Origin of the sequence: Actinopolymorpha pittospori, from assembly GCF_014873875.1 — a bacterium.
Lineage (GTDB): Bacteria > Actinomycetota > Actinomycetes > Propionibacteriales > Actinopolymorphaceae > Actinopolymorpha > Actinopolymorpha pittospori.
The window spans coordinates 9418384-9438496 of record NZ_JADBEM010000001.1; the positions used below are offsets into that span (position 1 = coordinate 9418384).

At 71.1% G+C, this 20113-nt stretch carries 17 protein-coding genes and 1 pseudogene; 7 read left to right on the forward strand and 11 right to left on the reverse strand.

The window, feature by feature from the left end; translation table 11 throughout:
* The first annotated feature begins 43 nt into the window (after nt 1–43).
* The gene (locus HEB94_RS43590) at nt 44–1201 is read left to right on the forward strand and encodes a helix-turn-helix domain-containing protein (protein WP_192755266.1); all 1158 of its coding nucleotides are present in this window, start codon (nt 44–46) and stop codon (nt 1199–1201) included.
* 53 nt (nt 1202–1254) lie between these two features.
* Here the strand turns inward: HEB94_RS43590 and HEB94_RS43595 are convergent, their stop codons facing one another.
* Nucleotides 1255–3360 carry an AfsR/SARP family transcriptional regulator gene (locus HEB94_RS43595; protein ID WP_202896858.1) on the reverse strand — a complete coding sequence of 702 codons (2106 nt, stop codon included), beginning with the start codon at nt 3358–3360 and terminating at the stop codon, nt 1255–1257.
* Between the two features lie 146 nt (nt 3361–3506).
* Between HEB94_RS43595 and HEB94_RS43600 the strand changes: the two genes are divergently transcribed.
* A complete protein-coding gene (locus HEB94_RS43600; RefSeq protein ID WP_192755267.1) occupies nt 3507–4385 on the forward strand; it encodes an alpha/beta fold hydrolase in 879 nt (292 codons plus the stop codon).
* Between the two features lie 33 nt (nt 4386–4418).
* On the opposite strand, the gene ppgK is transcribed toward HEB94_RS43600, so the two are convergent.
* On the reverse strand, nt 4419–5177 hold the full coding sequence (gene ppgK / locus HEB94_RS43605; protein WP_273377313.1) for a polyphosphate--glucose phosphotransferase: 759 nt from the start codon (nt 5175–5177) through the stop codon (nt 4419–4421).
* Between the two features lie 262 nt (nt 5178–5439).
* Between ppgK and HEB94_RS43610 the strand changes: the two genes are divergently transcribed.
* Together HEB94_RS43610 and HEB94_RS43615 are read left to right on the forward strand one after the other, a co-directional pair.
* Nucleotides 5440–6330, forward strand: coding sequence for a sigma-70 family RNA polymerase sigma factor (locus tag HEB94_RS43610; protein WP_337918383.1), 891 nt, complete (start codon nt 5440–5442; stop codon nt 6328–6330).
* Between the two features lie 46 nt (nt 6331–6376).
* Nucleotides 6377–7426 carry a P1 family peptidase gene (locus tag HEB94_RS43615; protein ID WP_192755269.1) on the forward strand — a complete coding sequence of 350 codons (1050 nt, stop codon included), beginning with the start codon at nt 6377–6379 and terminating at the stop codon, nt 7424–7426.
* 4 nt (nt 7427–7430) lie between these two features.
* Here HEB94_RS43615 and HEB94_RS43620 read toward each other — a convergent pair whose 3' ends face one another.
* The 6 genes from HEB94_RS43620 to HEB94_RS43645 all read right to left on the reverse strand — a co-directional run bounded on the left by HEB94_RS43620 (nt 7431) and on the right by HEB94_RS43645 (nt 14691).
* Complete coding sequence (locus tag HEB94_RS43620) at nt 7431–8795, reverse strand: dihydroorotase (protein ID WP_192755270.1); 1365 nt, start codon at nt 8793–8795, stop codon at nt 7431–7433.
* Between the two features lie 78 nt (nt 8796–8873).
* On the reverse strand, nt 8874–10370 hold the full coding sequence (locus tag HEB94_RS43625; RefSeq protein WP_192755271.1) for an aldehyde dehydrogenase: 1497 nt from the start codon (nt 10368–10370) through the stop codon (nt 8874–8876).
* On the reverse strand, nt 10363–11367 hold the full coding sequence (locus HEB94_RS43630) for an amidohydrolase family protein (protein ID WP_192755272.1): 1005 nt from the start codon (nt 11365–11367) through the stop codon (nt 10363–10365). Before HEB94_RS43630 ends, HEB94_RS43625 begins: the two co-directional genes overlap by 8 nt.
* The gene (locus HEB94_RS43635; protein ID WP_192755273.1) at nt 11364–11990 is read right to left on the reverse strand and encodes a cysteine hydrolase family protein; all 627 of its coding nucleotides are present in this window, start codon (nt 11988–11990) and stop codon (nt 11364–11366) included. The genes HEB94_RS43630 and HEB94_RS43635 overlap by 4 nt, the downstream gene beginning before the upstream one ends.
* Nucleotides 11987–13231 (reverse strand): alpha/beta hydrolase family protein, encoded by a 1245-nt coding sequence (locus HEB94_RS43640; protein WP_192755274.1) that lies wholly within the window; start codon nt 13229–13231, stop codon nt 11987–11989. The genes HEB94_RS43635 and HEB94_RS43640 overlap by 4 nt, the downstream gene beginning before the upstream one ends.
* A 26-nt stretch (nt 13232–13257) precedes the next feature.
* The gene (locus HEB94_RS43645; protein WP_192755275.1) at nt 13258–14691 is read right to left on the reverse strand and encodes an MFS transporter; all 1434 of its coding nucleotides are present in this window, start codon (nt 14689–14691) and stop codon (nt 13258–13260) included.
* Between HEB94_RS43645 and HEB94_RS43650 the strand changes: the two genes are divergently transcribed.
* Together HEB94_RS43650 and HEB94_RS43655 are read left to right on the forward strand one after the other, a co-directional pair.
* Nucleotides 14690–15658, forward strand: a complete 969-nt coding sequence (locus tag HEB94_RS43650) for an asparaginase (protein WP_192755276.1) — start codon at nt 14690–14692, stop codon at nt 15656–15658. The two genes, HEB94_RS43645 and HEB94_RS43650, sit on opposite strands and share 2 nt — an antisense overlap.
* Nucleotides 15655–16326, forward strand: coding sequence for a GntR family transcriptional regulator (locus tag HEB94_RS43655; RefSeq protein WP_192755277.1), 672 nt, complete (start codon nt 15655–15657; stop codon nt 16324–16326). The genes HEB94_RS43650 and HEB94_RS43655 overlap by 4 nt, the downstream gene beginning before the upstream one ends.
* Before the next feature lie 61 nt (nt 16327–16387).
* Here HEB94_RS43655 and HEB94_RS43660 read toward each other — a convergent pair whose 3' ends face one another.
* On the reverse strand, nt 16388–16822 hold the full coding sequence (locus HEB94_RS43660) for a 2'-5' RNA ligase family protein (RefSeq protein ID WP_192755278.1): 435 nt from the start codon (nt 16820–16822) through the stop codon (nt 16388–16390).
* A gap of 129 nt (nt 16823–16951) precedes the next feature.
* Between HEB94_RS43660 and HEB94_RS43665 the strand changes: the two genes are divergently transcribed.
* Nucleotides 16952–18133: a macrolide family glycosyltransferase gene (locus HEB94_RS43665; protein ID WP_192755279.1), complete on the forward strand. Its 1182-nt coding sequence runs from the start codon at nt 16952–16954 to the stop codon at nt 18131–18133.
* On the opposite strand, the gene tnpB is transcribed toward HEB94_RS43665, so the two are convergent.
* A complete protein-coding gene (tnpB, locus tag HEB94_RS43670) occupies nt 18113–19501 on the reverse strand; it encodes an IS607 family element RNA-guided endonuclease TnpB (protein WP_192755280.1) in 1389 nt (462 codons plus the stop codon). The genes HEB94_RS43665 and tnpB overlap by 21 nt on opposite strands.
* A pseudogene (locus tag HEB94_RS43675) lies at nt 19498–20104 on the reverse strand (IS607 family transposase). Before HEB94_RS43675 ends, tnpB begins: the two are co-directional and overlap by 4 nt.
* Between the last annotated feature and the right edge of the window lie 9 nt (nt 20105–20113).

Consider the following 20113-nt stretch of genomic DNA (forward strand, 5'->3'; position numbering starts at 1 on the left):
GGGTTCGTGATCATGCGCATTGCGCAGTGCGCATACTAGTGACGTGACGTCCCTGATACCAGTGCTCGCCGAGGCTCGACCCGCCCCCGTCCTGCGGGTCGCGGAGCCCACCCTCGCCGCGGCCATGCCGACCGCGATGCTGCTGGTCGACTACGCGTTGGCGTGGAAGTCCATGCCCACGCCGGAGTTGCAGGCACTGGCCGGGCAACTGCCGGACTCGCTGGTCGAGGAGAGCTGGCCCGTCCGCGCGGCAATGGCACACGGCTCGGTCCTGCGCGGCGTGCTGTTGCACCAGCTCCCCGCGGACCATCCGGGCCACACCGACTGGCTCGCGCTCCGTCGCTGGCTCGCGGCGCTGTCCGACGACTTCGTCCGCGGGCTCGTCGACTTCGGCATCGACTCGGTCATGCGCTACGGCCAACCCGCGCGCGATCCAGAGCCCACAGCGGCCCTGATCACCCCACTGACCGAACCGTCGCCGGCGATGCGCCGCGACGCCGCGGAGGTGCTCCGGCACTGGAACGTCCCGGACCCGCAGGAGCGGGCCGGTGAACTGCTCGACCCGGGAACGTTCCGGTCGGCTCTGCTGAACCTGCTCGACGCGATCTGGGCCGGCTGGCTCGACCGCGCCTGGCACGACTCGCTGCCGGCGATGCGCGCCGCGGTCGCGGCCACGCTTTCACCACCGCCCGGCTGCGGTGCGGCGCAGTGGATCAGTCTCACGACCGGACTGCGGCCGGACGACCAGTACGCCGCCGCGGCCGAGGCCGCGACCGAACTCGTCGTGATGCCCTCCCCCGGTCTCGGTCGCAGCCTGTCCCTCTTCGCCGACCAGTCCACCTGGGTGCTCTTCACACCGAACGGATCAGCGGCGCGGGCCAGGGGCGCGGCGGCCGGCGCGTCCACTGGCACCGCACAGCGCAGCGGCATCTCGGTGGGCCGGCTCGCGCAACTGGCGCCGGCCATGCATGCACTCGGTGACCGCACCCGGCTGGCCATCGCCCTGCACCTGCTGGAGAACGGCCCCCTCACGATGCAGCAACTCGCCGATGCGCTGGAGGTGCACCAGAGCACGATCTCCCGGCAGGTCACCATGCTGCGGCGGGCGGGGATGGTCTCCCTGCGCGACGACCGGCGCGTCGAGGTCCAGCGGGACACCATCCGCCAGACCTGCCAGACCCTGCTGGCCGCCCTGGACTGACCGCCCTGGACTGGGCGCCCTGAGTTGGGCGCCCTGAGTTGGGCGCCGGCCGATCACGTACGCCTGAGCGCGGCGTCCAGGTCGTCCAGGTGCCGCGCGACCGGACCGAGGGTGACCAGCCCGCTGCCGGCTCCGGCCAGCTCCGCCGCCGCGGGAGCGAGTGCGGCGTGGGCGCGTTCCATCCTCGAACGGTCGCCGACGGCGATCGCCGCCCGCGCGGTCAGGCACCACAGCGCTTCGAAGAGCAGGTCGCGGGGAGGTTCGGGTACCTCCCGCAGTGCGGCGGCGGCCTCGCGGTGCTGGTCTCGGGCGAGGAGCAGCAGCGGTCGGGCCCAGGGTTCGTAGGGTCCCCAGTCGGTGTCGCGGTCGACCGCGTCGTCGTTCGGCGCGTCTCCGTCGGCCTCGTCGTCGGGTGCGGGCAGTCCGTGCCGGATCCGCAGGCACAGCAGCGCGAGGGGCAGCAGTCCCCGCTCCAGCCCCGGCATGCCGGCGCCGTCCAACGAGGTGGCGGCGCCACGGTAGGCGGACTCCACCTCGGGCAGGGACGCGTCGCCGGACTCCGCGAGTCGCAGCGCGGCGTACCAACCGGTGAAGACGCCCACCAGCGGCAGCTCGTTGCGTTCGGCGAGGTGGTCCGCGGCGGCCGCGTGCCGGTCGGCCCCGGTGAAGTCGGCCAGCGCGGCGCGGGCCTGGAGACGGACGAGGTGTCCGAGCACCTCGTAGGTCACCAGGCCGTGCCGGGCGGACAGGGCGACCAGTTCGGCGCCGATCTCGTCCCTGCGCGGGGCCAGACCCGCGCGCCCGAACGTCTGCATGAACACACCGTTGAGAACGAACGCGAGCAACGCGGGATCGTCCAGCCGACGGGCGATCCGCTCCGCCTGCTCGGCGGCCTGGGGCGCCCGCGCGGAGTGGGTACCACGCGACTCCAGCGCGACGGTGGCGAGCAACCGCGCCCGAGCGACGTCGTTCTCACCTGGTGCGAGCGCGGTCAGCGTCCGTTCGGCCGCCGCGACCACCTGTGCCGCCTGCTCCGGGTCGTCGACGCGGGTCCAGATCGCGGGGACGTCGTACGATCCGATCACGCGGGCGGTCAGGTCCGCGTCGCCCAACTCCTCCGCAGCGGCGACGGCCGCCACGCGGTGTTCGCGAGCCGCCTGGAGTCCGCCGCCACCCGTCACCGCGAGACCGCGCAGCAGGCCGATGGTCGACTCTAGGCGCGCTCGAGCGCCGAAGGCGACGGTCCGGTCGTACGCGGCGGTGGCGCGGGCCCACACCTGGTCGGCCGTTCCACCCACACCTGCGGATCCGCCCACTCCCCCGGATCCGCCCACTCCCCCGGTGAGGTGGTCGGCCTGGCGGAGGATGTCCGCCTCGAGCCGACGCAGGTCTGGGCCCGGATCCACGCCCAACTGCTCGACCAGCAGCGTGCGCGCCCGGCGCAGCACCGTGAGGGCGTCGCCCTGCCGGCCGGCGCGGTAGAGCGCGAGCGCCAGCAACCCCCAGGCGTTCTCGCGCCAGGGGTGCTCGGCGACGTGGGCGTCCAGTTCCGCCGCCGCCTCGGCCGGACGACCGAGGGTCAGGCGAGCCTCGGCCAACCGCTCGACCGCGTTCAGCCGCAGGTCTGCGAGGCGGGTGCGTTCGGCGCGGGCCCAGGCCTCCTCGGCGAAGTCGGCGTACGCGGGTCCACGCCACCAGCCGAGGGCGTCCTCCAGCAGCGACGGCACCGCCGCGGGCCGCTCCCGATCGGCGGCGGCCGCGGCCTGCTCGAAACGCCAGGCGTCGACGGTGTCGGCATCGGCGCGCAGCGCGTATCCCGGCCCTTCGGTGACCAGGAGCCGCGGTGCGGTGCGCGGCGGGCGATCGGGTTCCAGCACGCGGCGGAGCGCGGCGACGAAGGTGCGGACGGCGCCGACCGCGTCCGTGGGCGGGTCCGTCCACAGATCCTCGACCAGCCGGGTGACCGGAACGACGCGGCGGCGGGCGATGATCAGCCGGGCGAGTACGGCGCGATGCCGAGGCCCCTTCAGGGCGATCGGCTCCCCGGCGTCGTTCCAGGCCGTGACCGGTCCAAGGACCCCGAACCGGACCCGCACCGCCGACCACCTCTCCGGGGCTTTCCGGGCGTCGCCCTCCGGCCACGCTAGCGCGGCGCTCATCGGTTGCTCATCCACGCCCGGGAGGCTGAGGACACGGCCGCGCCGATCACCACCGGCCGGTACGGATCAGCACTGGCCTCCGCCGAACTCCACCGGACTCCACCGAACTCACCGAACTCACCGAACTCACCGAAAGGAACGGAACCATGGCGCCTGCCATCGCCCACTTCGACTACCAGCGCGTTCCCGTCGCGGAGGGCGTCTCCCTCACCGCGGCCGTCGGCGGCACCGGGCCCGCGATCGTACTGCTGCACGGATTCCCCCAGACCCACCTGATGTGGAGGCACGTCGCCGCCGACCTCGCGACCGACCACACCGTGATCTGCCCCGACCTGCGCGGTTACGGGGCCAGCGACAAGCCCACCGAAACCGACGCCACCACCTACTCCAAGCGCACCATGGGCGCCGACGTCGTCGCTCTGGCCCGCGCGCTCGGCCATGACCGGTTCGCCCTGGCCGGACACGACCGCGGTGCGCTGGTCGCGTTCCGCGCGGCGCTCGACCATCCCACGACGATCAGCCACCTGGCCTGCCTCGACGTACTCCCGACCCTGGACATGTGGGACGCCATGCACGGCACGTCGGCCGCGGTCGGTTTCCACCTCTACCTGATGGCGCAGCCACCGGGCCTGCCCGAACAGCTGATCGCCGCCGGCGCGGACGCGTTCTTCGGCCACTTCCTCGACGTCTGGACCAGGAACCCGGACGCGATTCCCGCCGACGTCCGCGCCGCCTACCTGGACGCGTCCCGCGCCGCGGTGCCCTCGATCGTGGCCGACTACCGCGCCTCGGCGGGCGTGGACGTCGAGCACGACCAAGCCGACCGCGCGGCCGGCAGGACGCTGGCGATGCCGGTCGCCGTTCTCCAGCAGGACTGGGGCGTCGCCCTCGGGTACGACGCCACGGCCCTGTGGGGCGCCTGGGCCTCGGATCTTCGGCACACCACGGTCACCTGCGGCCACTTCATGGCCGAGGAAGCGCCCACCGAGGTCAGCAAGGCGCTTCGTGACTTGCTGGCCCGCTGACCCTGCTGGCCCGTTGACCCCTTGCCCGCTGACCTATCGCGTCGGCGCGAACGTCGCGGCACCGATGATGCCGGCGTCGTTGTGCAACTGCGCGGGTACGACGGTGGTGCGCAGCTTCATCCGGGGAAGGAACTTCTCCGACTTCTTGCTGACGCCGCCGCCGATGATGATGAGGTCGGGCCACAGCAGTCGCTCCACCAGTTCGAGGTAGGCCTGCAGCCGTTGGGCGAACTTCTTCCAGGAGAGTTCGTCGTGTTCTCGGACCGACTCGGCCGCCCACGCCTCGGCGTCCCCGTGGTGCAGGTGCAGGTGGCCGAGTTCGCTGTTCGGGACGAGCGTCCCGTCGGAGAACAGCGCGCTACCGATCCCGGTGCCGAGGGTGACCATCAACACGACGCCGTCCCGGCCTCGCCCCGCGCCGAACCGCATCTCCGCGAGGCCCGCCGCGTCGGCGTCGTTCACCACCGCGACCGGCCGGCCGGTGGCCCGTCCGAACAGCTCGAACGCGTTGGTCCCGACCCACGCCGGGTCGATGTTCGCCGCGGTCTCCACCACGCCGTCGCGGATCACGGACGGCAGGGTCAGCCCGACCGACCCCTCCACGTCGAGCTGGCTCAGCACCTTGCCGACCACGTCCGCGACCGCGTCGGGGGTGGCCGGTGACGGTGTGGGCAACCGGACCCGGTCGGAGGTGAACTGGCCGGCCTCGAGATCGACCGGCGCGCCTTTGATCCCGGTACCTCCGATATCGACACCGACGACGGATCCGCGCTTGGTCATGACACTGCTCATGGGTTCCCCGTCCCGCAGGTTCCAGATTCTGGCCCCAGCGCCTCGAACTCGGACGGAACGCCCGCGCTCGGGCGGAGAGACCTTGGGTTTGTCCGTACCTCCCACTCTGCCGCGGCCTGGCCAACGTCGCCCAGCCGAACGACCGGCTCGACCGACTTCGACCGGACGGGTCCCGTTGTCCGGCGGCGGCCGGCTCGAAACCATCGGCTAGGTTTCGTGTCGGTCTACTGCTGTGACACATGAAGCGAGAGGAATGGGCCCGGTGGGCGAGCGGGACGTGTTGACCGATCGGTTCGAGCGGGAACGTCCGCGTCTGGGCGCGGTGGCCTACCGGATGCTCGGCTCGTCCGGTGAGGCCGAGGATGCCGTACAGGAAACCTGGATCCGCCTCAACCGCACCGACGTCAGCGGCGTGGACAACCTCAGCGGATGGCTGACCACCGTGATCGCACGGGTCTGCCTGAACACGCTCCGCACCCGCGAACACCGCCGCGAGGACCCCCTTGAGGTGGACGACGGCCCCGAGCCGGTCCTCGGCCACCGGGACGCCATCGACGACCCCGAACAGCACGCGCTGCTGGCCGACTCGGTCGGCGTCGCCCTCCTCGTGGTGCTCGACACCCTCGCGCCGGCCGAGCGGCTCGCCTTCGTCCTCCACGACATGTTCAGCGTGCCGTTCGAAGAGATCGCCACGATGCTGGAACGCACCCCGGCCTCGGTCAGGCAACTCGCCAGCCGCGCCCGCCGCCGCGTTCGTGGGGAGGCAGTAGCCCCCCACCCCGACCTCCCACGCCAACGCCAGGTCGTCGACGCCTTCCTGACCGCCTCCCGCAGCGGCAACTTCGACGCGCTCGTCGCCCTGCTCGACCCTGACGTCGTGCTCCGAGCCGACCGAGCAGCCGGACCCACCCCCGAACCCATCGTGATCCACGGTGCCCGCTTCGTGGCCAAGGGCGCGGGCGCCGCCGCGGAACGGGCCCGGCTCAGCGAGCCCGCGCTGGTGAACGGAGGGGTCGGACTCGTCATGGCCCGCGACGGCCGGCTGTTCCTGGTACTCAACTTCACCGTCACCGAAGGCAGGATCACCGAGATCGACGTCATCGCGGACCCGGAGCGCCTCCGCCAGCTCGATCTGGCCGTTCTCGATCAGTGACGCGGGACGCACGGCGGGCGGACGACGGATGGTGTGAGGAGTACGCGTGACTGACCAACGGGCGCGGGCCCGGGACCTCGGCATCACCCCAGGCCACCTGACCCCGGGGCCACGCAACGCCATCGTCGACGTGGCCGGCGTGCGCGTCGGACACACCTCGATCGTGCGGGGCAAGGACCTTCGGACCGGCGTGACCGCGATCGTCCCCGACGCGGTCGACCGGGCGGGTGGTCGGCTGCCGGCCAGCCTGTACGTCGGGAACGGCTACGGCAAGCTCGTCGGCGCGACCCAGTTGGTGGAACTCGGCGCCCTCGAGACCCCGATCCTGCTGACCGGCACCCTGTCGGCGTTCCGGGTGGCCGACGCGTTGGTCAGCTACCTGCTCGACCTTCCCGGCAACGAGGAGTTGACGTCGGTCAACCCGGTGGTCGGCGAGACCAACGACGGCTTCCTGTCCGACATCCGCCGACGGCCGATCACGCGGGAGCACGTCCTCGACGCGCTGACCTCCGCCGACGCCCACACGGTGGCCGAGGGCTGCGTCGGAGCGGGTACCGGCACGGCCGCGCTGGGGTTCAAGGGCGGCATCGGTACGTCGTCGCGCGTGGTGGAGGTGGCCGACGTCGGCGCGGTCACGGTCGGCGTCCTCGTCCAGTCCAACTTCGGCGGGACGTTGACGGTGTGCGGTGTGCCGATCCCCCGGGACGCCGCACTGGGATTCGTGGACGCCCAGCCGCCGGAGCGGGGCAACTCCTGCATGATCGTGGTCGCGCTCGACGCCGGTCTGGACTCCCGGCAACTCGGCCGGGTGGCGCGCCGGGCGGTGTTCGGGATGGGCCGCACCGGTTCGGACTTCGCCGGTGGCAGCGGGGACTACGCGATCGCCGTGTCGGTCGCCGAACCCGCCACGGTCACCGACCATGCGCTGAACCCGATCTTCTCTGCGGTGCTGGAGGCCGTCGAGGAGGCGGTGTTGAACTCGCTGTTCACGGCCACCACGACGGTGGGCTACCGCGGCCACACCAGGTACGCCGTCCCACTGGACCACGTCGTCGAGCGGTGCCGCCTCGCCGGAGTGCTCCCGGCCGGCAGGTAGGGCGTCAGCCCGCTGACGCGCGTGGAGCGCCCGGTCCCGGGAGGAACCGCCCGCCGCGCGCGTCACCGGGCTTGCCCTCGGCGGCGACCACCTCGCCGCGAAGGTAGCTGTGGACGACGCGGCCGGTGATCTCACGCCCGTCGTAGGGCGTCCATCCGGCCTTGGAGATCACCGCCTCGTTCCGGAGCGTGGAGCGGGCCCCTGGATCGACCAGCACGAGATCAGCGTCGGCTCCCACGCCGATCCTGCCCTTGCGCGGCCACAAACCGTAGGTACGCGCCGGCACCTCGGCGTAGACCCGGGTGACGTCCTCGTAGGCCAGGTGGCCGCGCGCCACCGCGTCGAGCAGCAGCGGCATGGTGCTGTCGAGTCCGGGCAGCCCGAACTGCGCCTCCCAGATGTCGCCCGCCGCCTTCTGCGCGAGGGTGGAAGGGGCGTGGTCGGTCGACATGTGGGTGAGCACACCGTCGCGGAGGAGCCGCCACATCCGCGCCTCGTCCTCGCCGGTGCGTGCCCGCGCGGGTGGGGTGAACTTGCGGAGCGTCCCCCACTCCTCCACGTCGTCCTCGCGGAGCAGGAAGTACTGCGGGCAGGACTCCGCGGCGATCAGGGCGCCGGCGGCACGCTCGCGGGCCACGTACGACGCGACCTCGGGGTTGCTCACGTGCGCCACGGTGGCGCGGGCACGGGTGCGCCGGACCAGCAGGGCGGCGACCGCGACGGCGACGAGTTCGGCGTCCCGGCTGCGCCACTCCGGTACCACCGCCCCGTCGACCCGTCCCTCGCCGCGCAGCAGATCCGCGGCGGACTCGGTGAGCGACTCGTCCTCGCAGTGCATCAACGTGACGGCGTCGACCAGGGACGTCGCCCGCAGGTGCTCGCGCAAGGCGGCCGCGTCGTGACCGGGCACCCCGTGCGTCGTGCACGTGAACACCTTGAAGAACGACACACCGGCCGCCCACAACGGCTCGACCTCCGCGTGCCGGCCCGGCCAGGCGTGCGCGGCGAGCCCGTAGTCGACGTTGGAGCGGCCCTCGAGGTAGGCCCGCTTGTCCCTCAGGTCGTCGGTGGTACGGACGGGATGGCCGTGGCTGTGTTCGATGATCGTCGTCACTCCGGCCGTGGCCGCGGCGGCGGTGCCGGTGGGAAAGTCCTCGCGTTCAGGGCTGCCGGGATCCATCAGGTGGACGTGGGTGTCCACCCCGCCGGGCAGCACGAGCAGCCCGGACGCGTCGACGACCTCGCGGGCGTCAGGTCGTTCGGTGCCGACGTAGCCGATCCGGCCGTCCCGGACCGCGATGTTGGCGCGCCGTCGTCCCGCGGGCGTGACGACGGTGCCGCCGGCGACGAGCAGGTCCGCGTCTGGCATGCGGGCGCACCTTTCCGGAATGCTCCGTTCGGCGTGAGGCCGATCGGAGGACGTGGTCTCGATTCGGGAGGGAGCCGCTCACGAGTAGCGGACCTCCTCGGTCGTGGCGAACCAGTCGAACCGCTCCCGGCTGGTGTTGACGACGATGCTCTGCGGACGGGTGTAGCCGCGGAAGGCGTCCCAGCCGTTCTCGGTGCCGAGCCCGCTGTCCTTCGTCCCGCCCCACGGAGACGCGGGGTCGATGCGGTGATGGTCGTTGACCCAGACGATGCCGATGTCCAGGGCCGAGGCAACCCGCCACGACCTGCCCACGTCGGAGGTCCAGACGGACGCCGCCAGGCCGAAGTCGGCGTCGTTCGCCTTCGCCACCGCGTCGTCCTCGTCGTCGAAGGGAACGACCACCGTGACCGGGCCGAAGACCTCCTGCCGCCACAGGTCGTGGTCGGGCTTCACGTCGGCCACCAGTGTCGGCAGGTAGAACCAGCCGGAGGCCAGGGCGGGGTCATCGGGGATCTGCCCACCGGTCAGCACCTTCGCCCCCTGCGCGCGGGCTCGGTCGACGGCCTCGACGACCTTGTCCCGCTGCGCCCGCGACACGAGCGGACCGATCTGGGTGCGCGGGTCGAGCGGGTCGCCGAGCCGCAACTCAGCGGTCCGGGCGACCAGCCGCTCCACGACCTTGTCGTAGGCCGACCGCTGGACCAGCAGCCGGGAGCCCTGCACACAGGTCTGTCCGGTCGCGATGAAGGACGCGAACAGCGCGCCGGCGACGGCGTCCTCGACCGGTGTGTCGTCGAAGACGATGACGGGTGCCTTGCCCCCGAGTTCGGCGGTGACCGGAACGAGGTTGCGGCCGGCGTTCGCGGCGACGACGCGACCGGTCTCGGTGCCTCCGGTGATGTCCAGCTTGTCCACGCCGTGGTGTTCGGACAAGGCCCGCCCGGTCGTGGCGCCGAGGCCCGTCACGACGTTGACGACACCGCTCGGTACCCCGGCCTCCTCCAGCAGGGAGGCGAGGGCGAGCGGGACCGCCGGACCGAGTTCGGAGGGCTTGACGACCAGGGAGTTCCCGGCCGCGAGGGCGGCGGCGACCTTCTTCATGGTGATGAGCAGCGGGTGGTTCCACGGCGTGATGAGACCGGCCACACCGAGGGGAACCCGGCGGACGACGTTGACGTGCTCCGGTCCGAAGTCCGGCATGGTGCCCTCGGCGCTCTGGGCGAGCGCACCGAAGTACTCGAGCCACTCCGGGAGTCGGCGCAACTGGGAGCGCATCTCCCGTATCGGCCGACCGATCTGGAGCGTCTCCAGGCGGGCGAGCTCGTCGATCCGGTCGGCCAGCAGGCCCGCGGCGCGGTCGAGCACCCGGGCCCGGTCCCGCGGCCGCTGGGCGCTCCACCGCCGGTCCTGGAACGCCTGTCGCGCCAGTCCAACCGCGTGGTCGACGTCGCTCGGCGTGGCGTGCGCCACCTCGAAAAGGACCTCGCCCGACGTCGGGCTCGCGACCTGGAAGGTCGCTCCGTCGGCGGCGGGGACGTCCTCGCCGCCAAGGTGCAGCAGCAGCTTGTCAACCATGGGAAATGGCTCCTGTCGATATGAAGAGACGATCAGCGTTGCGGTGGGCAACGCATACGGACACGTCGTCGTCGAACCGGTAGCCGCCAAGCTGTTCGGCGAGCGGCCCCCCACCCATGTCGAACGGCACGTCGGTGCCGTACACGACACGGTCGGCGCCGACGAGCTCCAGCAGGAACCGCAGCGCTCGCGGGTCGTGGGTGAGGCTGTCGTAGTGGAACCGGCGCAGGTACGACGACGGCAGGTCCCGACACCCCTGCGCCTCCGACCGCACCTCGTGGCCGCGGTCCAGCCGGCCGTGCTGGTAGGGCAGGTGGCCGCCGCCGTGGACCAGGACGAGGTCCAGGGACGGGAACCTGTCGAGGGTCCCGGACAGGATGAGCCGGGCCGCGCACACGGCCGTCTGCCAGGGGTTGCCGAGCAGGTTGGTGAGGTAGAAGTCGGCGAGCTCCGGTTCGGCGCCGACGTAGTAGGGGTGCAGGAGGAGCGGCGCCCGAAGCTCCTGCGCGGCCGCGAGCACCGGACGAAGCGCGACGTGGTCGAGTTGGACGCCCTCGACGTGCGGCCCGATCTCCGCGCCGCGCAGGCCGAGTTCACCGACGGCACGCCGCAGCTCGGCGACCGCCGCGTCGGGATCCCGCATCGGCAGGGTCGCGAGGGCCGAGAGCCGGCCACCGCTGTCGCGGGCCATCCGGGCGAGCTCGTCGTTGACCAACCGGGCCGCGTCGACACCCTCCGAGGCGTCCGCCCAGTACAGGAACATCGGCGGTGCGATCGACACGACCGCTTCGCTGATCCCCATCGTGTCCATGTGGGCGAGCCGCGCGGTGAGGTCGTGGAAGTGCGCGGGCAGCGGATAGCGGTAGCCCTGCCGATGCACCACCCACGGTGTACCGTCGACGTTGTCCAGGGCGATCCCGTCCGGCGCGTCGCCCACGCGCATGGCTGCCACCACCCCCGGCGGGATGACATGCGCGTGTGTGTCGATGATCCTCACAGTCGCGCGAGCACCTCCTGCGTGGTCAGCACCCAGCCGAAGGCACGGCCGATGAGCGCCAGGGCCGCCTCGTGCAGGTCCGGATCCATCGAGTCGACGCAGTCCCGCACGGCGACCACCGCGTAGTCGCGGACGTTGCCGGAGACCGCGGTGGCGAGGACGCAGCTGTTGGTGTTGACGCCCGTCAACAGGAGCGTGTCGGCGCGCAGCGCCCGCAGCGCGTGGTCCAGGTCCGTCGCGGCGAAGCAGTCGTAGCGCTTCTTGGTGGAGACCACCAGGTCGGTCCGTTCGTCGTACACCTCGGGCATGAGTTCCAGCCCGGGGCTGCCGGGCAGCTGGTGCCGCAGCACGTTGGCGCGGGTCGCGTCGGTGTCCGCGACCGCCGACCACCACGGGTTCGTGGCGATCTCCGCGCTGCCGCGGTAGGAGGTGACGACGTGGATGACCGGCACACCCCGCCGCCGCAGGTCCGCCAGGAACGCCGCGTTCGCCTTCACCACCCGCTCGGCGACGTCGGCCGGCAGCGGCATGGTCGCCACCGACGGGTCGAGGTGCCCACGGTGTAGGTCGATCGTGACGGCTGCCGGACGCCGGTGGGTGAGGTCGAGTGTGGGCACCCTCATGTCGTCTCCTTGGGGTGCGGGCGGCGGTCGATCAGGCCGCTCGCCAGGACGTAGTCCACGTAGTCGCTCGCCGGGACGCCGTGCACCCGGTCCAGCAGCCAGTCGGCGCTGTAGGTGAGCCAGCTCGGTCCGAGCGCGACGGACGGCGTCTGCACGGACAACGCGTGCCGACCCTGTTCGTAGACGAGCATCGGTGCCGGCGCAGGGCAGCGGGCCGCGAGCGCGTAGCTGTGCTCGATCGGCGACAGCTCGTCCGCGTCGCCGGCCACCACCAGCCACGGCATCCGCAGGTCGTCGATGAGCGGCCAGAGGTCGATCCGCTTCGCCATCTCGTCGAAGGCTTCTTCGTCGTCCGCGAGACCCGACATCCACATGTAGCGCGCCTTGAACGACGGGGAGGCCTCCCCGAAGAGCGTGCGGGCGCCAGGCTCGTGACAGACGAGGCCGACCACGGCAGCGCGCAGCCGCGGCTGGGTCGCGGCGATCTGGGTCATCCAGTACGAGCCGAACGAGAGCCCGAAACCCACGATCCGCTCGGGGTCGACCTCCTCGCGCGCCAGCAGCCAGTCCATCAGGACCTCGCCGGCGTCGATCCAGGCGGTCGGGGTGAACGTCACGCCGCGCACCGGCGCCTCACCCTGGCCCGGGCCGTCGAAGGTCAGGACGGCGAACCCGCGCTGCAGCAGCTTGTCGCCGTACAGGCTGACGTTCAGCTCCTTGGCGGCGTCCATGCCGCCGCAGGACAGCACCGTCGGTACCCGCCCACCGCTGTAGCCGGGCGGCAGGTGGAACCAGGCCGGGAGGTAGCCGTCGCCGAAGGGAATCTCGACCCGCTCGACGTGGTGGTCGGCCAGCCGGCCGTACGACGCGTAGCAGGAGTTCTTACGGTCGTCGAGGCGGACCAGCTCCGGTGTCGTCTCCCAGATCGGCCACTCCGCGCTCGCGTACAGCAGGGCGGCGTGGAAGTAGTGCTCCCGCGCGGAGACCTTGCGATCGTCCTTCTCCGCCTCGTCGGCGAGGCTCTCCCGGCGTTCGGCGAGCTCCCGGAACACCGGCGTGATGTCGGCGAACTTCGTGATGCGGGACTCCGCCAGCCGCATGTCGGGCGCGGCGTCGAGTCCCATCGGGCGCAGGGTGTAGGCGATCCGGGGCTGGTCCCACTCCAGGCCGTCCGTACGCAACACCGAGTCGATGAGCCAGCGCTGCTCGTGCCAGCGGCGAGGTCCGCTGCTGCTCGTCATCCTCCTCATCGAGGTCCCCTCCTCTCCTACCCAGGCTCAACGGGGACGGCTGATCGCGCGGGAGTGGCGTTGTTGAAGCGGCGCGGGTCGACGAAGAGCAGCGCCACGACGGCGACCACCGGCAGCACAGTCAACTGCCACAGGGCGGCACCGCCCCAGCCCACCCAGCCGACCAGTTCGGAGAACAGATATCCGGCGACCGCGGCCGGAACGTAGAAGCTGGCGACGTACAGGCCCGACGCCCGCCCGATCATGTGCGGCCGGGCGGCTCGCTGCATCGCCGAGTAGATGTTGACGAAGAGGAACCCGCTCGCCACGGCACCCTCCGCGAAGGACAGCAGGTCCTGCAGGCCCACCGACGTGGGGCCGTTGAACAACAGCCAGCCGACCACGCAACCGACGAGCAGCGACCCGATCATGACGTTGCGCTGGTTGAACCGGTCCCCGATCCAGCCCGCCGGTATGCCGAACAGCGCCCCGAGCCCGAACATGCTGGCGGCGAACCCGGCCTGGCCGGTCGAGAAGCCGAGTTGCTCGCGCAGGAACGTCGGGTACAGGCCGATGTAGCCGTACATCGCGACACCGACGACCACCGCGGCCACGCCGAGCAGGAGCATGTTGCGGTTGAACAGGTTCGCCGGCACATGGTCGAAGTCACGGCTGCCCGCCGCACTGACCGGGACGTCCACCTGCTCGGTGAACTTCCGCTTCACCACCACCGCGATGAGGACGACGAAGACGAGTCCGATCGCACCGAAGAGGTAGAACGGCGCCTGCCAGGCGCCGGTTGATGTCGCAAGGTGGGAACCCAGGAGGGGGCCGATGAAGCCGCCGAGCCCGTAGGCGAAATTGAGGGAGCCGACCGCCAACGCCCGGTTGGCGAAGAAGTAGGCACCGACCGCAGAGAAGAGGGCGGCGTTCTGCATCGCCTCCCCGACTCCGGACAATGCTCGATAGCCGAACATGTCGGCGAAACCGAACGCATGCGCGGTAAGAATCGTGAATGCGGAGTAGAGCAATATTCCGATCAGCATCACCGTTTTACGGGATATTCGGTCCAGAAGATATCCAGACGGAACTCCGGCAACACCGATACCCAACGTGAAGATCGTCGCGAGCAGGCCGCCCTGCGCCAACGAGAAGCCCAGATCCGAACGGATGTTGGGCAAAACGACCGGGAAGACCTGCCGGTCCATGGCATTGACCACATATGAGGCGGCCACCACGACCAACATCACAATCGCGGCGACCGGCCCTACTCTTCCGGTTGGCGCATGACTGGGCGATGACGCCTTCGCTGTTTGACTCACAGGCCTCGCCACCGATCGGAAAACCCAGTTCTTGTCGCTAGCCTGCATTTTATAAAGTGCAAACAACAAACTGCCAACCACTAGATCGGAGGCGACGTTGCCGAAGCTGCCGACCGTGGTGGTGTTGTCCCTTGGCGGGACGATCGCCATGACTTCAGGTGATGCGGACGGACAAGGCGGCGTCCGTCCCGCGCTCGACGCCGCCGCCCTGGTCGCGGCCGTACCCGACATCGCCGCGCGCGCCGACGTCCGCGCCCACGCCGTCCGCTCGGTGCCCGGCGCCTCACTTGGGTTCGACGACCTGCTCGGCGTGCTCGCGGCCGCCCGCTCGGAGGTGGACGCGGGCGCCGCCGGGATCGTCGTCACCCAGGGCACCGACACCATCGAGGAGTCCGCGTACTTCCTCGACCTGGTCTGGGACCGGGCCGAGCCGCTGGTGGTGACCGGAGCCATGCGCCACCCGGAGCAGCCCGGCGCCGACGGTCCGGCGAACCTGCTCGCCTCCGTCGTCGTCGCCACGTCCGCTCCGGCGCGCGAGCGCGGCGTCCTCGTCGTCCTGAACGACGAGATCCACGCCGCCCGGCAGGTACGCAAGACCCACAGCAGCGCGCTCGGCGCGTTCACCTCCCCCGACGCAGGTCCCACCGGACGCGTCCGCGAAGGGGCGGCCCACTTCTTCGCGCCCGCAGACCGCCACGAGCGCCTTCCCGTCCCGGCCGGATCCCGTTGGCCGCGGGTCGCCGTGGTCGAGACGGTGCTGGACGAGGCTGGCGACCTGCTGCCGCTGATCTCCGAGCACACCCACGACGCCGTGGTGACCAGCGCCTTCGGGGTCGGGCACGTGTCGGAGACCATGGCCGAGCGGATCGGGAAGCTCACCGCCTCGATGCCTGTCACGTTCGCGTCCCGAACCGGCGCGGGCGGCACCTTCGAGCGGACGTACGGATTCCCGGGATCCGAGGCGGACCTGCTGGCCCGGGGCGCGATCCCGGCCGGCCGGCTCGACCCCCGAAAGGCGCGGATCCTGCTGACGCTTCTCCTGGCCGACGGCGCGACCCTGGACAAGATCCGGGCCGCGTTCGTCGTGCACGGCGGGGCGGGAAGAGGGCGGCCATGAGCCTTTCCGGCATCGTCGGCACCAACCGGACACCGACGGCACACGAGTTCGTCCGCGCGACGCTACGGAAGGCGATCCTGGACGGATCCCTCCCGGGCGGCACCCGGCTGGTGCAGACCGGCGTCGCCTCCGAACTCGGGGTCAGTACGACACCGGTCCGGGAAGCGCTGCGCGACCTCGCCACCGAGGGACTGGTCTTCTTCGATCCCCACCGCGGCGCCGTCGTCCGCACCCTCGACATCAACGAGGTGCGCGAGATCTACGAACTCCGCGCCACGCTGGAGCCGCTCATGGTCCGGCGGGTGATCGACCGGATCTCCCTCGCGACCCTGGAGCGGGCCGAGGCACTCATCGCCGCGATGGACGACGAGCGACGCCCCTCGGACTGGGTCGGGCTGAACAGCGAGTTCCACGGCCTGCTCACCGAGGTCGACGACGGCAGCCGGCTCGCGGACATCCTCGCGAAGCTACGCGACAGCGCGAGCGTCTACATCAGCCTCTCCCTCGACGCCCGTGAGCAACAGATGCCAGAAGCCAACGACGAACACCGGCAGCTGGTCAAGGCCTACCGTGCGGGCGACGTCGAGAAGGCCATCGACATCACCCTGACGCACTTCAACGCCACCCTCGCCGCGATCGAGGAGGCACACCGGTCCGGGGCGATCTGAGGCGCATCTCCGGCGGTTACAGCCGGCTGCTGTCGTGGGCCCAGCACGTCAGGGATCGACGCTACGTCGAGCCGAGCTCGAAGCGCCGGAGCACCCTGAACACCGTGTCCGTGGTCTCCGTGAAGAGCAGCTCGCTCACCTCGAACTCGCCATGGAGGCGTCGACCGGCCAACTCGGCGAGGCAGGCGGGTCCGTGCCGGGACGTACCCGGATGGACGACGGTGACGTGCGGCGGGAAGTCGAGGGACCGGAACGGCGGCGCCAGCAGGTCACGTCGTAGCCGCGCCCATCCCTGCTCGGCGTCCTCGACCGCGAAGAACACGCCGCCGCGGCCGTCGTCCTCGGCGAAGACCCCACCCATCCGCAGCCTGAACGCTCGGGTCAGCGCGACACACCGGGAGGCGCGTCGCAACAGCATCTCGTCGTCCCCGGTCTCCTCGGGGTAGGTGACCGTGACATGCGCCGGTACCAGCACCCCGCCATCACCGGGTCCCACCTGCGGCGCAGAGCCTCCACCCGGTCGGACGCGGCGCCCACCACCGCGACGCACAGATGACGCCGAACGGTCGTGGTCACGCCCCGCACGGTATCGGCCGCCCCGGGACGCGCGTACTACCGTTGCGGGGTGGCGAGCATCGCGTTCTTCGCACCCATCGGGGCCGGGCACGTCAATCCCACCCTCGGCGTGGTGGCCGAGCTGGTACGCCGGGGACACCGGGTCACCTACGCCGTCACGCGGCACTTCGCCGACGCGGTCGTCGAGGCGGGCGCCGAACACGTCCCGTTCACCTCGTCCTGGGAATCCCTCGACATGGCCGCGCCGCAGATGCACGGCAAGGAGCTCGTCCGGGCCATGGGCCTGCTGCTGGCGGAGACCAGGGTCGTGCTGCCCGTCCTGGAACGCCTCGAGCCGCCGGACCTGGTGGTTCACGACGGCCCGATGGCCTGGTGGGGACGTCTGCTGGCACGGCGTTGGCAGGTTCCCTCGGTGGAGACCTGGCCCAACCTCGTGAGCAACGGGCACTGGGCGATGTCGACGAAGTACACGACGCTCAACCCGTTGAGCCCCCGCTTCCTTCTGCAGATCGCCCGAATCGGCCGGTTCCTGCGGAGCCACGGCGTCACCGACGTCCGGGCGTTCATCCAGGGCGACGACGCGTCGCTGCGGCTCGTGATGCTGCCCCGCGCCTTCCAGTACGCCGGCGACACCTTCGGGGACGGCTATCTGTTCGTCGGTCCCGGGCTCACCGAGCGCGCGTACCAGGCCGGCTGGGAGCCGAACGGTGACCTGCCGGTCGTGCTCGTCTCGTTGGGCACCGCCTACAACAACCGGCCCGACTTCTATCGTATGGTGCTCGACTCCGCGGCGGGTCGGCCCTGGCAGGTGGTGCTGGCCGTGGGCGCGGTGGATCCCGCCGGACTCGGCCCGATCCCACCGAACGTCGAGGTGCGTGCGAGGATGCCGCAACTGGCCGTCCTGCGACACGCACAGGCGTTCGTCACCCACGCCGGGATGGGCAGCACGATGGAGAGCCTGACCTTCGGGGTGCCGATGGTGGCGTTGCCGCAGATGGCCGAGCAGCGTGCCAACGCCGACCGGATCGCCGAGCTGAACCTCGGCGTGACGCTGTCGCCCGAGCGGCTCACGTCCGAGACGCTGTGGAACGCCGTCGACCGCGTCGCGGCGGATCCGACCATCCGCGAACGCCTGACCTGGATGCGCGGCGAGATCGACGCGGCCGGTGGCGCCGGCGCGGCGGCCGACGCCATCGAGAAGCTACTGCCGTTACCGTTCAGAGCGTTTTAGTGCGCAAGCCTGAAAGGTAGTCCTGCCTTGCGGTGGGACGGTCCCGGTCTGACCCGCGGGTGCGGTGCCGGGTTCACGTTTCTTAGCCACCTGCCCGCCGGAGCGGGTCTTCTGGTCGGCTCCACGTGCTGCCACCGGGCCACTCCCGGCAGTGTGCCACTCGGCCGCGAGGGCGGCGAGGTTGCGTGCGGCGTTGGCGTCTCGGTCGAGGATGAGTCCGCATGCCTGGCAGGTGTAGGTCCGCTCGGACAGGGCGAGCTTGGCTTTCACCGTGCCGCATCCTGAGCAGGTCTTGGAGGAGGGGTACCAGCGGTCGGCCACCAGCAGCTGGCCGCCGTTCCAGGCGGTCTTGTATTCGAGTTGGCGGCGGAACTCGGCGAACCCGGCGTCGGCGATGTGGCGGGCCAGCCTGCGGTTGGCGAGCATGCCGGTGACGTTGAGGTCTTCGGCCACGATCGTGCCATGCTCCTGCGTCAGCCGGGTGGTGAGCTTGTGCAGGCCGTCGCGGCGCAGATTCGCCACCCGGGCGTGTGCCCGGCCCAGCCGGTTCGCGGCCCGCCGCCACCGCTTCGACGGGCGCTGCCCGGTGCGCCGATCCGGTCCGGTTTTACGCGACAGGGCGCGGCCCAGGCGCCGCATCCGCTGGTGGGCGGCGTTGAGGTGGCGCGGGTTGTCCACCAGCTCACCGGTGGACAGGACGGCGAGGTGTTTGATGCCGACGTCGACGCCCACCACCGAGCCGGGTCGGGCAGGCACACGGTCAGCCCGCTCGACCTCCACTGTGAAGGCGACGTGCCAGCGCCCGCCGTCTCGGCGCAGCGTTGCCGACATGATCCGCGCGGTGCCGGCCTCGAGGCGGCGGGCCAGTTTGCGGGAGGACTCGTGCAGCTTCAACCGACCCAGCCGTGGCAACACCACATGCTTACGGCCGGCCTCGACGCGGATCGTACCGGTCGTAAACCGCACGCAGGGTGTGCTGCGCCGACGGGACTTGAACCGGGGGAAACCCACGTGGCGCCCGGTCCGCTTACCTGAGCGGGAGTCCGCCCAGTTCTTCAACGCGCGGGCCAGCGCGTCCAAGCCGGTGTTGAACGCCTCCTTCGAACACTCCGCCCACCATGGCGCCACATCGTCCTTGGCGGCGTTCCACGCCTTACGCAACCCGGGCAGCGTCCACGACACCGTCGGGGTGAGCTGGCCGTCGGGGATGCCGTAGGTCCGCTCAGCGGCGCGCTGGTCCATGACCGCCTTGACCCGAGCCAACGACCAGTTGTAAGCGACTCGGGCCGCACCCGCATGCGCGAGAACCGCCCGTTCCTGAGCCGGAGTGAGGTCGAGGGCGAAACGATATGCCTGGATCGTCTTCACCCCGAGCCGTCCTCAGTGGCTGCCCCAGTGGCTGCATCGACGGCGGCCCGGGCACGGTCCGCCGACGGCCGGGGGCCATACAGGCGGGCGCACAGCGACGTCAGGATCTCGGTGACGTCGCGCACGAGGCCTCCTCCACCAGGTCACCGTCGACCTCGGTTGGGTCGACCACAAGCAGGCGGCGGCCCTGCGCGGCTAGCGCCGCCTCGACGTACTCGACGCCGAACCGAGCGAACCGGTCGCGCCGCTCAACCACGATCATCGACACGGCAGGGTCGCGCAGCAGGGCGAGGAACTTCCTACGATGCCCGTCCAACGCGGACCGACCTCGGTCACCACCCGGTCAACGGGCAACCCCTGGCCGGTAACCCACGTGGTGACCCGAGCGACCTGCCGATCCAGATCCGACTTCTGCTCAGCCGAGGAGACCTGTGCGTACACCACGACCTGCCCCGCGTCTCGTCGACCAGGGGCCAGTGGCTCGCCAACCATGATGAGCCGGCCCAGCCGGTACGTGGGAACAGGCAACGTCCCAGCCGCGTACTGCCGTCGCGCAGTGATGTACGCGACGCCCTGAGAAGCCGCCCACTCCTTCAAATTCACACCAAACAC